This is a genomic window from Candidatus Pseudothioglobus singularis PS1 (genome assembly GCF_001281385.1).
GTDB classification, from domain to species: domain Bacteria; phylum Pseudomonadota; class Gammaproteobacteria; order PS1; family Pseudothioglobaceae; genus Pseudothioglobus; species Pseudothioglobus singularis.
The window spans coordinates 636086-649067 of record NZ_CP006911.1; the positions used below are offsets into that span (position 1 = coordinate 636086).

Here is a 12982-nt window from a genome sequence, read left to right on the forward strand (position 1 = left end):
CCTGATATATATACTTTAAAAGTAATTTCTATATAATATCACTATGCTAAAGAAAGTTCTTAAAGGGGTTGTTGGTTACCTCAGTAAACTTACCGTTGAACAGGAAGATGTTGTTGGCGTTGATATTACGCCCAACTGTATTAGGGTCTCTCAGCTATCATCAAGCAAAAAAAAGTGGACACTAACCAAACTCGGTTATAAATATATCGATGGAAGTTCGAACTACTCTCTGATCGAAAGTCCTGAGAACTATGTTAACAAACTTGCTCAGCTGATTACTGCCTCAAAAATTAAAACGAAAAGTGCCGCTGTCTCTATACCAGTTAGTAGTGCAATCATTAAAGTAGTGCAGCTCCCTCTGATGACAGATGAGGAGCTTAAAGTTGCTGTAGCTTCTGATTCGCTATGGGAAAACACGGTTCAGTTGGCTGATAATCTTGAAGACTACTCTATTTTTTGGCAGGTCTTAAAAAGGGATACCGCTGAAAACTTAATGCATATCTTGTTTGTTGCATCAAAATTAGATGACATTGATAACTATCTCGATATTGTTAGGCAGGCAGGTTTGAATCCAGTTGTGGTTGATGTTCGATGCTTTGCAACTCGAAATGCACTAGCCCTTCGTGAAGACTTAACTAAATCCGATGCCCCTGTAGCTATTGTTGAGTTTGGCGCTTTTGAAAATTATATTTTGATCCTTTACAAGGACTCACCATTTATATCTGATATTTATTTGTCAGAAAAAGATCGTAATACGCTCATGGATCAGGGCTCGACTGATGAGCAAATTAAGGGAATTAGCAATCGTTTTTCTATGCAGGTTTCACAGATGATTTCATCTTATACTGCCAAATATAAAACGCAGGCGATTAATAACTTGTTGATTTCATCATCTTTGCCGAATCTTGAAAGAACCATTGGTAATTTTAATGAAGCCCTACCTAATATCGAAGTCGAAGTTTTCGATTCACTGATGAATGTTGAAGTGCCTGAAAATTTGAAGGAGAAATCTACTGCTGAGCTCAATAGTTCAATTTTCTCATCGTCATTAGGATTAGCTACGAGAAAGTTAGATGTGTTTGGTTACTACGAGTATGTCACTGGAACTAATAATATTAACTTACTTCCAAACAGGGAGAGTGTTAAGAGTCAAGAGAAGATGAAGTTTGTGTCACGATGGGGAGTTGTGATATTTTCAATTTTAGCGATTGGTTTGGGTGCCTGGAATTTTCTCTCTAGCGGTAAAGAGGTCGATAGGGTCGATGAGCTCATGGTTGAGTACAACATGCTCGAACCAGTTAGAGACGAAAAGCAAACGATACTTTCTGATCTTATTGCAAAAAAAGATTCCTTGGAAACCTCGCTGGAAGCAACAAATGACTTGACCTCGAACCAGGGCTTTATGTACTCAGTCCTTCTGGGCATTAATTCTGCAATTCCAGGGCAATCCTTAAAGCTAGTCAAGGTAGACTACAAAGGAGATAGTGAAATTCAAATTGAAGGCATGTCAACAAATGATGGCAATATTCTTACCTTTATTGAAAATTTGACGGTAATTGATGTTATAGATAAAGCCTCATTGGGAACAATGTCTGTAAAAACAATTTCAAATCAAACAGTAAAAACTTTTGTTGTCAAAGTTATTCTAGCTCCGCAACAATCCATAGATTCCAGGGAGTCAAACGATGGCAGTTGATATGAATGTTGATGTAGGCCAACTCATTAAAGGCCTTTTTTCAAAAAAAGAAAAGGCAGAAGGTGGCGCCAAAAACCCTCCAAACCCTCACGCGAAGACTGCAATAGGGGTTGTTGGGGTTATAGTTATTATTGCTGCTTATATTTATTTTATATATCTACCAACACAAGCAGATTTAAAAGTTAAAAATGAGAAAATTTCTCAAATTGAGATGCTTAAATATGAGATAGAAGACCTTACAACGAACATTGTGGAAGCCGAAAAAGTATTAGCGGTTGCTCAAAAAGAATACGAAAGAAGAACAACTCTCTTTCATACAGATAAAGAGCTAGAAGATTTGTACGGTCAAATTAGTTTACTGGCTATGCAAAATAAGTTAATGATAACAAAAATTCAAAAAGGCATTGAAAGGCCAGTTTTTACTGGTGAGTCTTGTTCAAATGGGATGACTGATGAAAATGAATTTGAAGAAGATGAGCAGTTTTCAGATGATGAAATGTCAGTAGAACTTCAAAAAGTTGGGTATTATGAATTTGTAGTGAACCTTGAGTTAAGCGGAAACTATAACCAGTTTACAAGGTTTAGAAGTGGTTTAGCTGAACTTAAAAAGATTATTAACATTAATAACGAGACAATCACAGTCCCAGAGAGTGGCTCTGGTGGAGATGTCAAGGTAAGAAGTTCAATTGCTACGTATCGATTGCCAAAAAATGAGTCTGAAGAATGTTCAGATCCAGATCAGGAGTTAGGAGAGGAAGAATATGACAGTTAAATTTTCAAGGATCTTTATATTTATAATTATTCCTATTTTATTTTCTAGTAGTTCAATTGCTGCAGATAATGCGTTTGGGTCTCTTATTTCAACTAATACTGGCTCCGCAGCATCTGATTTTGTTCCTTCTTCAATAGAGGCAGTCGATAAAACTCTTCATCCTTTGGTTCGAAGACCTGTTGATTCGAATACAATAATTGGTGTTATGATTTCACCTGCTCAAAAAATTGCTTATATAAGAACTTATGATGGTGAAGAATATTTTATTGGAGTTGGAGATATGCTGGGGAATGCTGATGGATCTGTAACAAATATCAATTCTTTTGGCATTGAAGTTACTCAGGCAGATGACGTTATATCATTACCTGTTAGAAATAGGAGTGTAGCAAATGAAAATGAAGAATAATTTTCTCTTAGCACTTCTTGTTGTTTTTATATCCTCGTGTGAGCCAAATGAGTATCGATCTCCATTTCCAGTCGAGTTGCAAGAGAGTAATACAGAGTTATTGGAAGTTAGTAAAAGCTCTTTAATTATTGAGCCTGAAAGCTTTATTGCAGATAATCAAGACCGCGTTATTGCAACAGCTTTAAGTGGACCCATAATTGATGTAGAGTCCTCTGAAGCTGAGATTGCAAAAAGCACTATTAGAAAACAAATCAACAAAGAGGAAGTTAAAAATAACATAGACGTGAGCTCTGGCTCTAATAAAGAAGAAATCTTTCCAATTTCAGTAAATTTTGAAAATATGCCGATCGAATATATGTCGGTCATGTTTGCTGAGGTCTCAGGAAGAAATATTATGATTGGAGATGAGGTTTCTGGTCTTGTATCCGCTAAGCTGACTGATGTTCCATGGGATAAAGCGCTTGACTCAATTCTTAAGGTTAAGCAGTTAGCAAAGTACGTCGATGAAGAAGCCAATATTATTCGCATACATAGCCAAGAAGTGCTTGCAGCTCAGGAAAAATATGATCTTGAGATTATGCAAGCTATGGAAAAGACACGCAATGCTCAGGACGCTGTGCAGCCTCTTTATACTGAAATTTTTAAGTTGTATTACACTGAAGCTAAAAATGTTAGTACAGAAATTCAAAGCATTATTAATGGGCCAGAATCGGGTGAAGGTGAAGAAGTTTCTTCTGCTATAGAAATTACAATAGATGAAAGGCTGAATTATTTAATTGTAAAAGCGACTGAATCTGATCTTAATTTTATTCAGCGTATTATTTCTGAACTAGACGTTAGGACCAAACAAATATTAATTGAGGCTTTCATTGTTGAAGCTTCTGAAAGTCTTGGTCGCTCTCTTGGAGCAGATTTTGCAATAAATTCCCCGGATACTAATATCTTGGGATTTCGTGATAACTTTAGGGGTGATAATGCTCTAGGCATAACAGGTTCGACCTTAGGTGCACCAGCTGCCGGTACCAGTGCTATTTCATTTATCCTTGGCACTACTACCAAGAACTTATCTGCAGCGCTAGCTGCCTCTGAAGATGAAGGAATTACTAAAGTATTATCAAATCCAAGAGTGTTTACTCTGGATGGTCAGGCAGCTGAAATTAAGCAAGTTGATCAAGTTCCTTATACTAAAGTGGAAGACGGAGTCACTTCAATTGAGCTAAAAGATGCAGGAATTACATTAAAGGTAACCCCTGTTATAGTGGGTGATGGAAATATCATTCTTAGCGTAGATGTTGAAAAGTCAACCGTAGATACCACTATAGCTAACCCACCGATTGCAAAAAGGACGATTTCAACCAAGCTATTAATCAAAGATGAGACCATTGTGGTCATTGGTGGTGTCTTTACTGAGTCTACTAAATCCTCTAAAACTCAAACGCCATTCCTTGCTGACCTTCCATTGGTTGGAGATCTATTTAAAGGTGAAGAGAAGACGAATGTTCGAAAAGAGCTCTTAGTTTTCTTGGCGCCTCGTATCATTTAATTAAAAAAGTTTATGGCAAGTTTAGGAGTTCCACCAGAGTCAGCTGAACAAATTGCAAGTTTGTTACATAGTAACGGTCTAATCAGTGAAGTTGACTTAAAGAGTGCTATGGTTTCAAGTGATGAGGGAGATAAGTGCCTTATCGAAACCCTTATTGACTATAGGTTTACAGATGAGAAATCAATAGCTTCAGCGATTTCAGGCAGCTATGATATAGAATTTTTACCTGAACTCAGTGCAGACAATATTGACTTCACTTCATCTGATATTCTGTCAAAAAAATACATTGCTGAAAACAGAATTATCCCAATCAGTGTTCACGGCCATACTCTCGATGTTGCGATTTCAGAGCCTTCAGCTCTAAATCAAATGCAAAGCATTGCTTTGTTAACTGATAAGAAAGTAAATCCATACCTAGTTACAATCAGTCAAATTAGTGAAATTTTAGATAGCTTTAATTCTATTGATCCGTCTTCAGCTTCAGCGCCAAGAACACCTAAAATTAATACAAAATCTAACTCTTCTGCTAAAGCTAATGGAAGAGCGAATGCTTTAGATGCAAAAATAAAGACTGAAACAAAAATTGATCCTGCAATTGCTAAAAAAGCGAGGCAAGATAAATTAAATCAAGAAAAGGCTAAAGCTGAGGTTACTAAAGATGACGAAGATGGTGAGCAGTATTCTGCAGTTGTCGTTCAGTTTATTGATACAAATCTTAAAAAAGCAATTAGAGAGGGTGTGAGTGATATCCACTTTGAAGTCTTTAAGCACTCTGCTAGGATGAGGTTTAGACTGGATGGTGTTTTGATGGAGGAGCCTGGCACTAACAAAGTGCTATTTGAAAACTATTCAAAGATTATTACGCGTATCAAGATTATGTCAAGGCTTGACATTGCTGAGAGAAGAAAGGCTCAAGATGGCGCAATCACTCTTAAGGTGGATGACAAAGAAGTCGACTTTCGAGTCTCCTGCATGCCAACAAGCTTTGGAGAAAGGGTTGTAATGCGTATTCTTGATACGGATGGTATAGATTTATCAATTGAAAAACTTGGCTTTCATGAGGATGATGAAAAAGCCTTTATTGACTCAATTACCTCGCCTCAAGGTATGGTTCTGGTAACCGGTCCAACTGGATCGGGTAAGTCAACAACGCTTTACGCTGCTCTAAATAAAATTAACAAAGAAGATATTAATATCTTAACTGCTGAAGATCCGGTCGAATTTACCCTTGATGGCGTTGGACAGGTTCATGTTAAGCCAGACCATGGAATGACTTTTGCTTCGGCGCTAAGGTCATTTTTAAGACAGGACCCTGAAGTGGTGATGGTTGGTGAGATTCGTGATCAAGAGACAGTTGAAATTGCTATCAAAGCTGCATTAACAGGCCATTTAGTGCTTTCTACCCTCCACACGAATGATGCTGTGAGCACGATTACTCGTATTCTAAATATGGGCGTCCAGCCCTATTTAATTACATCCGCCTTAACTTTGATTATTGCTCAGCGTCTAGCCAGAAAAAATTGTAATGACTGTCTGGTTGAGGATGAGAGCGTTAACGAGAGTCAACTCAGATCTGTTGGTTTTTCAGCTGAAGAAGCTACAAGGGTTTCAGTATTCAAAGGTACTGGGTGTGATATTTGTAACGGAACTGGCTACAAAGGTCGAAAAGGTGTCTATGAAGTCCTAAGGATTTCAGATAATTTAATTGAAGGTATTCTGCAAGAAAAAACGACTCCTGAGCTTAAAAAAATAGCACTAGAAAAAGATAACTTCCTGAACATGCAAGAGATTGGCAGAACTTTTCTGAAAGATGGATCAATCTCTATTGAAGAATATAAGCGAATTTTAATTTTAGATTAAACATAGGGTTTTAATGGCCGTCACATACGCATATAAAGGCATTCTGGCAAATAAGTATACCGAAGGTAAGGTTATTGCTATTAATAAGGATGAGGCTGCTTTTAAACTCAAAGAAGATAAAATTATTATTACTTCCTTGGAAAAAGTGTCTGGAAAGGAAGAAGTTATTAAGGCAAAAAAGGAAGTCAAAGAATCTAAGAAAAAAACAAAGATCCCCAAAAAAGTCCCAATCGAAGAGGTCATCACCTTTACTAAAAAATTTGAGACAATGGTTAGGGCTGGCTTACCTATTCTTGAGACTATAAAAATGATTGAGAATCAAACTGAGCACAAAGGTTTTAAATTAATTGTTGCTGATATTCACCAGTCTGTTGAGACTGGTAATACACTATCAGACTCATTTGAAAAGTTTCCAGGGGCCTTTGATAATATTTATATTAATCTTCTTAGGGCTGGAGAATCGAGTGGAAAGGTACAATTATTCTTATCCAAATTAGTGATTAATATGGAGAAGCAAGAAAAGATTAAAAAAAGCATTAAAGGAGCCATGACCTATCCAACAATACTCTTGATTGTTGCGGGTGCTGTTGTAACATTGATGCTCGTTTTTGTGGTTCCAGTTTTTGAAGAGATGTTTGCTGGAAAGGCAGGTGGACTTCCAGCAGCGACGCAGTTTGTGGTTAATGCGAGCAATTTTCTTAGAGATCCTCTTAAGGGCGGTGTCGTTGCATTTTTATTAGTTGCTTCGTTTATGGGATTGTCTTTCGCCATCCGAAAAAACTATAAGGTCAAAACTGCCTGGCACAAACTTGTACTTAAGCTCCCTCTCTTTGGTGGTTTAGTTAGTATGTCATCACTGTCAAAGATTGCGATGATTCAAGGAAACCTCAGGGCAGCAGGTGTTCCCGAAATGGAGGCATTAGATATTGCTGCTAGTGCAAGCAATAACGTTATTATAAAAGAGGCAATGGTTGAAGTCAGAAGAGGTGTATTTTCTGGTGAACCATTATCTAAATTATTCGAAAAAACGCCCGCTATATTTCCTCCCTCATTTGTTGCTCTGGTCTCTGTTGGAGAGAGGACCGGTAATATGGAAGAGATGTATGGATCTATTGCAAGCTATTACGAGAGTGAAATGGATGTTGTGATTGAGAAGCTAACGGCGATGCTTGAGCCAATAATGATGGTTTTTATGGGCGTTACTGTTGGCGGTATACTGGTTGCAATGTACACGCCAATGTTTGCTATGGGAGATACTTTCTAGTTGGAAGAATCTAAATAATTCTTTTTATCATTGAACTAAGGGCACTGACCAGCACTTCTTAGATCATTACTCTGAGTAAGACAATACTTAGTTACACCCTTTCCAGACTTAGGTGTTGCAACTGCTTGAAAGCCAGAGGCATGAGAAACTGTCCTGTAGTCGTAGTCACCTGATGTATCTAAAGTGCTTTTACCAAACAGATTCGTATTAATTGAGTTAGTGTTACTGGCTAAATAATAGCTATTATTGTCCGAGAAATAGCTGGACTGCATCATTGCAATAGACCTAAGATTATTCTTTGCTGTCTCCTCTTTCGAGTCTGTGATATAGCCATTATAAGCGGGAATACCAACGCCTGCTAAGATCCCAATGATGGCAACAACTATTAAGAGCTCAATAAGTGTAAAACCCGCGATAAAGCGGGTTTTAATATTTTCTCTAAAAATGATAATCTTACTCTTTTGTAATATAATCATAGCCAGAAGATGGAGAGTAGGCATTTCCACCAGATTCATTGCCAATATTAGTTCTTAAAACAATGCGATTACCAGAATAACTAATCATAGTTCCACCTAATATAGGACTTGAAGTAGTTGTAGTAACGTACGATCCACCATATGGGTTCTTGTTAATAGAGTTAAAGTATGTTCTGAAATAACTAGCCCACGTGTTCGCATTTTGATTGCAATATCGGTTACTACTTCCCAGCGTAACATATTGAGAACCTGTAGAGCATTTAGTAAGCGTTGCTGCTACAAAAGATTTTACGTTTTTGTGGTTTGTTGTGGCACTTTGCACTTTGGCAGTAGCCATATAGCCGTTATACATTGGAACACCAACTCCGGCTAGAATTCCAATAATTGCTACAACAATCAAAAGCTCAATTAAAGTAAAAGCTTTCTTTTTCATTTCGACAACTTTTGTTTTGATCATTTTTATAGGTTTCATATCATCCTTTCTTAATTACAAATTCGATTAATTATCAGTATACCTTAATAATTTTCAAAAGATTTAAATTAATATTGAATACAATTTTTTTGTTATTTTGACTAAATTGCAGGCTCTAGAGTTGAAAATAATCAGTAGTTCCAGAGCTCATATTTATTCCATACTGCCTCTGATGCTTCTATCCCATTTTCATAAGAGAGTTGCAGCCAATGTTTTGCCTTTTCATAGGACTGCGTGGCCCCAGTTCCCATTAAATACATTAAGGCTAAATTATGTTGTGCTTTAGGGTATCCCTGTTCAGCTGATTTTTTATACCAATAAACAGCCCTTTCATCATCCACAACAACCCCATACCCCTTAGCAAACATGCCTGCTAAGTTATACTGCGCCTCAGATAAGCCCTTCTCTGCGAGTGGTTGCCACTCCATTAAGGCAGTTTTATAGTCACCTTTCTTATAGGCATTTAAACCAGTTGCATAATCGGCAGAACTGAGAGTAACTATTCCAAAACTAAGTACAATAAATATTAGTGTAAATTTTGAATTCATAAAGATATAAAGTGGAAAATAAATTAAAGATATTTATAATAGATATCAATATTTTGATTGTTAGTATTTTATATGAAAGGTGATGAATACGCAGGTTTTTGGATAAGAGTAGGCGCTAATCTGATAGATTTAATTATCTTTGTAGTTGTCTATGGAGTTCTATCTATTTTGTCCATGTACTTATTTAGTGACCTTTATTTGCAAAATGTAAATTATCAAAATAGCTATAGCTCATTTGATTTTTTTGAATTATTTTTTCAATACCTCCTCCCATTTATTGTTACTATTTGGTTTTGGATTAAATTCCAAGCAACACCAGGAAAGATGGCAACACAATTAAGGCTTGTTGATGAAAAAACTGGCCTTTCAATATCCACTGGACAGGCAGTTGGTCGATACTTTGCAACAATTCTATCTATGGTTATTTTTGGTCTTGGATATCTATGGATTGTATTCGATCGTCGAAACCAAAGCTGGCATGACAAACTAGCTGGAACCGTTGTCATTAGAAATCGACATACGGAGAGGGTCATCTTTAATGTATCAAAAGACAATGATGAAGAAGAGGAGAAATCCTAGTGCCTAAAGTTTTAACAAGTGAACAAATTGAGCGATACCATGATGAAGGTTTTATATCTCCAGTAAGGGTTATGTCTGTAGATGAAGCGCTATCAATAAAAAAAGAATTAGAGCATGTTGAGGCTGAATTTCCAGAAGAAATGAATTCAGAAAGTAGAAACAACTTACACCTTTCATTCACTTGTCTAGATGCACTTGCACATAATAAAATTATTGTGGATGCTATTGAAGATCTGATTGGTCCTGATATTTCTCTTTGGGCGTCTGTCATGTTTATAAAGGAGCCTTCTTCTAAGCACTATGTGAGTTGGCATCAGGATGCAACCTATATGGGCCTAGATAGCATGGATTTTCCAACGCCATGGATTGCATTAAGCCCGAGCAATAAAGACACTGGATGTGTGACCATGATTTCAGGAAGTCACAAACTCAGACTCCAAAAGCATGAAGATACATACGCTGAGGACAATATTTTAACTCGAGGTCAGGTGGTTCAAAATGTAGATGAAACTAAAGCGGTCGACTTAATTTTAGAGCCCGGTGAAATGTCAATTCATCATGGCACTATTATTCATGGCTCTCAGCCAAATAATAGTAATCAAAGAAGAATTGGCTTTTCATTACAATCCTATATGTCTCCAAAGATCAAACAAGTTGTGGGTCAAAACATATGGACGCATGTGCGTGGTCAAAAGAGGCAAGATGATGATGGGATGTTGCTAGAACGTCCAAAGCATAATATGGATCCAGTTACCGTTGCTCAAAGAAAAATTGCTAATGAAAACTTATCCAATATTCTCTATAAAGGTGCTGCGACAAAACGCAGCTATTAAATATTCTTTCTAATCCATTCGAGAATTTTATTAACCCCTTGCTCAGTTTTAGTTGGACTCAAAATGTCACCAAGAACACCATGCTTAGAGGGGTCATCCTCTAATGAGAGTATAGGGTTAAAAATCTCAACATTATTACCCATTTTAGAAATGATTTTTCGCGTTGCTTTTGGGGATACAACCTTGTCATTATCTGAAAACCAAAAGAGAATCGGCAGTTGTATTTTGCTGTGATTTGCTAAAGAGGCAGCAACCACAGAGTCCTTTACTGGAAAAAGTGCTTTTGTTGGGTAGCGAGTTGTCCAGCAGCGAGCATGCTCAGAATTTTTTGGAGTAAAGGAGTGTTCATTTCCCAAAATCAGAGGAATAAACCACTTTGCACCCGGCAACCTAAGAAAGTGGCCCTTATAGGAGCTTGGCCCAAAATTGGGTGAGACATAGATTACAGATTTAACTTTTTTCTGAACTTCTAGAATACAATGGATAAGTGAGCAACCGGTAGATGAGCCAATAAGAATAACCTCATCACCAATCATTTCACCGATACGAATTGCCTCATTGGTATCTGAAATCCAGTCATCAAAGGTGGCATCACTTAAAGCAATACCATCTTGACCATGGCCAGTAAGCCTCGTGAAGAAAACATTTGCTCCTATACGTTTTGCAACTTCTTCAATCACTGGACTCAGTTCAACTCGGGTCGCAGAAAACCCATGAATAAAAACGATACTTAAAGAGGTTTTTTGAGATGACTTTCCAGCCCACAAAATTTTCTTTCCAATATTTTGACGAAGTTTAGGGGCTTCGTCTTCATCACTTTTGATTTGTTTTTCGACATTACTAAGATCAATCATTCTGAGCTAATTTTTTTGATACATATTTTTGATTTTAATTATAGCTTTAACTTCTTAAAAAAATTATTAATTTTGTATACAAAAAGTAATAAAATAAAATTACAAAAAGTATACAATAAGTGTATACTAACTTTTAACATAGATTTTGATTGATCTTTAGATGGGCAAATACGTTACAAAAAAAAATCAAGAAGAAGATGAGAAAAGAGTGGTCAGCGTAAGAATTCGCAGGCCCGTTTTTGATGCATTTAGGGGCGCTTCAATGGCTGCTAAAGATTTTGGTTATAGCATGTCTCTCTCTGGTGTTTTTGAGACTGCAATGGAAGATGCAATATCTGAGTTTAAGGATATCAGTGGAATTGACTATAAAGATGTTGCAAAAACGGAGCTTGATAAGAAGTGGGAGAGTAAATACAAAGCTTCTAAAAAAGTCTCAAAAGGGAAATCTCAAAAAAGAGATTAAAAGTTTAAAAATTATTAGGAGAGAAGATTAATGTCAGATAGCAGTGTCATAAGTAAGATAAAGGACTTAAGAAAGGATTTAGATAAAGAAACTGATTATTTACAAGAGCAGATGGAACTTCCTTTAGCTGGTAAATTAGCAAAGAATATACAATCAGAAAACAATTCGCTCCAGCTGAGTAAAGGGATTGCAATTTCAAAATGGATAAGAAAGATAACCTCTCAATTTGAGTCAGTTGATCCATTTTATAAGTAACTATTAATTCTAAGGTAAGTTGATTTGTTTTTTGGGCCAGCGCCAATTAATGAGAGTGCTGGCAACACCCGTCATGATCATTAGTCCTCCAATAATCATTGACAGAGTGAGTTTTTCATCAAGAAGTACCATTCCAGCAATAATTGAGGAGATTGGAAGAAGCATTAGAAAAGGAGAAACCTGACTTACATCGACACTACTCAATAAGTGATACCATACGCTATAGCCTACAACTGTCATAATAAAGGCTAAATAAAAAATAATTGACCAGTCAACAAGGCTTGCTGAAGTAATTGCTTGCCACTGGCCATCCTCTATAATTAAAGATGCTATTAACATTTGAGGGGTAGCCATAATCGCAACCCACGCGAGAATTGTAATGCCAGATAGGCCCTTCAATCGACTAATCATTATTTGCGCCACAGCCCATACTGTTGAGCCTGCTACTAATAATATAACACTATCAATATGCCCATCCAGTCTTGGTTCACCAGCAATAATAAAGACGCCTAAAAATGCAAATCCCATTCCTAAAGCACGAGTTAATCCCAGCTTTTCTTTTAATAAGACTGTTCCCATAAGAGCTAGTATGGGTCCTTCGAGTTGAACCAAAATAGCTGCTGTTGATGCATCTATTCCTTTGAGTCCATTGTAGGTTAAAGCGTACTGAATTGTTGAGCCAATTAGGGCAACAACAAATATTTCTCTCATATGGCCCCATGGTGGTTTTGTAAACCAAACCAAGACAAGTCCAGCAATTCCAAAACGAATTGACATAATGAGGAGTGCAGAGAATTGCTCCATGCCAATTTTGGCTAGGGTGAATCCTAGCCCCCAGGTTATCGGGACAATAAGTGCTAAAAGAATTTGTTTAGAATTCAATATTATTTTTTCACAATAAAAAAGGAGGTCAATTATGACCTCCTTCTGAATATTAAAATAGATTAAATTAATATATTAT

The 12982-nt window shown here is 36.8% G+C and carries 15 protein-coding genes; 10 read left to right on the forward strand and 5 right to left on the reverse strand.

Annotated features, from left to right (window positions below; all coding sequences use genetic code 11):
- Positions 1-43 precede the first annotated feature (43 nt).
- The 6 genes from pilM to W908_RS03280 are packed head-to-tail and all read left to right on the forward strand — an operon-like array spanning position 44 to position 7541.
- Positions 44-1696, forward strand: a complete 1653-nt coding sequence (gene pilM / locus W908_RS03255; protein WP_053819908.1) for a pilus assembly protein PilM — start codon at positions 44-46, stop codon at positions 1694-1696.
- The gene (locus W908_RS03260; protein ID WP_053819909.1) at positions 1686-2468 is read left to right on the forward strand and encodes a type IV pilus inner membrane component PilO; all 783 of its coding nucleotides are present in this window, start codon (positions 1686-1688) and stop codon (positions 2466-2468) included. Before pilM ends, W908_RS03260 begins: the two co-directional genes overlap by 11 nt.
- Positions 2458-2874: a pilus assembly protein PilP gene (locus W908_RS03265; protein ID WP_053819910.1), complete on the forward strand. Its 417-nt coding sequence runs from the start codon at positions 2458-2460 to the stop codon at positions 2872-2874. The genes W908_RS03260 and W908_RS03265 overlap by 11 nt, the downstream gene beginning before the upstream one ends.
- Positions 2864-4417, forward strand: coding sequence for a type IV pilus secretin PilQ (pilQ, locus tag W908_RS03270; protein ID WP_158404001.1), 1554 nt, complete (start codon positions 2864-2866; stop codon positions 4415-4417). Before W908_RS03265 ends, pilQ begins: the two co-directional genes overlap by 11 nt.
- 12 nt (positions 4418-4429) lie before the next feature.
- The gene (locus W908_RS03275) at positions 4430-6277 is read left to right on the forward strand and encodes a GspE/PulE family protein (RefSeq protein ID WP_053819912.1); all 1848 of its coding nucleotides are present in this window, start codon (positions 4430-4432) and stop codon (positions 6275-6277) included.
- A gap of 13 nt (positions 6278-6290) precedes the next feature.
- On the forward strand, positions 6291-7541 hold the full coding sequence (locus tag W908_RS03280) for a type II secretion system F family protein (protein WP_053819913.1): 1251 nt from the start codon (positions 6291-6293) through the stop codon (positions 7539-7541).
- Between the two features lie 35 nt (positions 7542-7576).
- Here the strand turns inward: W908_RS03280 and W908_RS03285 are convergent, their stop codons facing one another.
- The 3 genes from W908_RS03285 to W908_RS03295 form a co-directional block, all read right to left on the reverse strand.
- A complete protein-coding gene (locus W908_RS03285) occupies positions 7577-8017 on the reverse strand; it encodes a type IV pilin protein (RefSeq protein ID WP_020025275.1) in 441 nt (146 codons plus the stop codon).
- Positions 7995-8474: a pilin gene (locus W908_RS03290; RefSeq protein WP_236849166.1), complete on the reverse strand. Its 480-nt coding sequence runs from the start codon at positions 8472-8474 to the stop codon at positions 7995-7997. The genes W908_RS03285 and W908_RS03290 overlap by 23 nt, the downstream gene beginning before the upstream one ends.
- Before the next feature lie 146 nt (positions 8475-8620).
- Positions 8621-9037 (reverse strand): tetratricopeptide repeat protein, encoded by a 417-nt coding sequence (locus W908_RS03295; protein ID WP_053819915.1) that lies wholly within the window; start codon positions 9035-9037, stop codon positions 8621-8623.
- Between the two features lie 72 nt (positions 9038-9109).
- On the opposite strand from W908_RS03295, the gene W908_RS03300 reads away from it, so the two are divergent.
- On the forward strand, positions 9110-9616 hold the full coding sequence (locus tag W908_RS03300; protein WP_053819916.1) for an RDD family protein: 507 nt from the start codon (positions 9110-9112) through the stop codon (positions 9614-9616).
- On the forward strand, positions 9616-10449 hold the full coding sequence (locus W908_RS03305; RefSeq protein ID WP_053819917.1) for a phytanoyl-CoA dioxygenase family protein: 834 nt from the start codon (positions 9616-9618) through the stop codon (positions 10447-10449). The genes W908_RS03300 and W908_RS03305 overlap by 1 nt, the downstream gene beginning before the upstream one ends.
- Here W908_RS03305 and W908_RS03310 read toward each other — a convergent pair.
- On the reverse strand, positions 10446-11303 hold the full coding sequence (locus W908_RS03310) for an alpha/beta hydrolase (RefSeq protein WP_053819918.1): 858 nt from the start codon (positions 11301-11303) through the stop codon (positions 10446-10448). The two genes, W908_RS03305 and W908_RS03310, sit on opposite strands and share 4 nt — an antisense overlap.
- Before the next feature lie 160 nt (positions 11304-11463).
- On the opposite strand from W908_RS03310, the gene W908_RS03315 reads away from it, so the two are divergent.
- Both W908_RS03315 and W908_RS03320 read left to right on the forward strand, forming a co-directional pair.
- Positions 11464-11766 carry a hypothetical protein gene (locus tag W908_RS03315; RefSeq protein WP_053819919.1) on the forward strand — a complete coding sequence of 101 codons (303 nt, stop codon included), beginning with the start codon at positions 11464-11466 and terminating at the stop codon, positions 11764-11766.
- A gap of 30 nt (positions 11767-11796) precedes the next feature.
- On the forward strand, positions 11797-12021 hold the full coding sequence (locus W908_RS03320; RefSeq protein WP_020025282.1) for a hypothetical protein: 225 nt from the start codon (positions 11797-11799) through the stop codon (positions 12019-12021).
- A gap of 9 nt (positions 12022-12030) precedes the next feature.
- Here the strand turns inward: W908_RS03320 and W908_RS03325 are convergent, their stop codons facing one another.
- On the reverse strand, positions 12031-12903 hold the full coding sequence (locus W908_RS03325) for a DMT family transporter (RefSeq protein ID WP_053819920.1): 873 nt from the start codon (positions 12901-12903) through the stop codon (positions 12031-12033).
- Positions 12904-12982 lie beyond the last annotated feature (79 nt).

What these genes read in the sequence shown, in the direction of transcription:
- pilM (WP_053819908.1), top strand. Translation starts at nt 44, where the DNA reads ATGCTAAAGAAAGTTCTTAAAGGGGTTGTTGGTTACCTCAGTAAACTT.
- W908_RS03260 (WP_053819909.1), top strand. Translation starts at nt 1,686, where the DNA reads ATGGCAGTTGATATGAATGTTGATGTAGGCCAACTCATTAAAGGCCTT.
- W908_RS03265 (WP_053819910.1), top strand. Translation starts at nt 2,458, where the DNA reads ATGACAGTTAAATTTTCAAGGATCTTTATATTTATAATTATTCCTATT.
- pilQ (WP_158404001.1), top strand. Translation starts at nt 2,864, where the DNA reads ATGAAGAATAATTTTCTCTTAGCACTTCTTGTTGTTTTTATATCCTCG.
- W908_RS03275 (WP_053819912.1), top strand. Translation starts at nt 4,430, where the DNA reads ATGGCAAGTTTAGGAGTTCCACCAGAGTCAGCTGAACAAATTGCAAGT.
- W908_RS03280 (WP_053819913.1), top strand. Translation starts at nt 6,291, where the DNA reads ATGGCCGTCACATACGCATATAAAGGCATTCTGGCAAATAAGTATACC.
- W908_RS03285 (WP_020025275.1), bottom strand. Translation starts at nt 8,017, where the DNA reads ATGATTATATTACAAAAGAGTAAGATTATCATTTTTAGAGAAAATATT.
- W908_RS03290 (WP_236849166.1), bottom strand. Translation starts at nt 8,474, where the DNA reads ATGATCAAAACAAAAGTTGTCGAAATGAAAAAGAAAGCTTTTACTTTA.
- W908_RS03295 (WP_053819915.1), bottom strand. Translation starts at nt 9,037, where the DNA reads ATGAATTCAAAATTTACACTAATATTTATTGTACTTAGTTTTGGAATA.
- W908_RS03300 (WP_053819916.1), top strand. Translation starts at nt 9,110, where the DNA reads ATGAAAGGTGATGAATACGCAGGTTTTTGGATAAGAGTAGGCGCTAAT.
- W908_RS03310 (WP_053819918.1), bottom strand. Translation starts at nt 11,303, where the DNA reads ATGATTGATCTTAGTAATGTCGAAAAACAAATCAAAAGTGATGAAGAC.
- W908_RS03315 (WP_053819919.1), top strand. Translation starts at nt 11,464, where the DNA reads ATGGGCAAATACGTTACAAAAAAAAATCAAGAAGAAGATGAGAAAAGA.
- W908_RS03320 (WP_020025282.1), top strand. Translation starts at nt 11,797, where the DNA reads ATGTCAGATAGCAGTGTCATAAGTAAGATAAAGGACTTAAGAAAGGAT.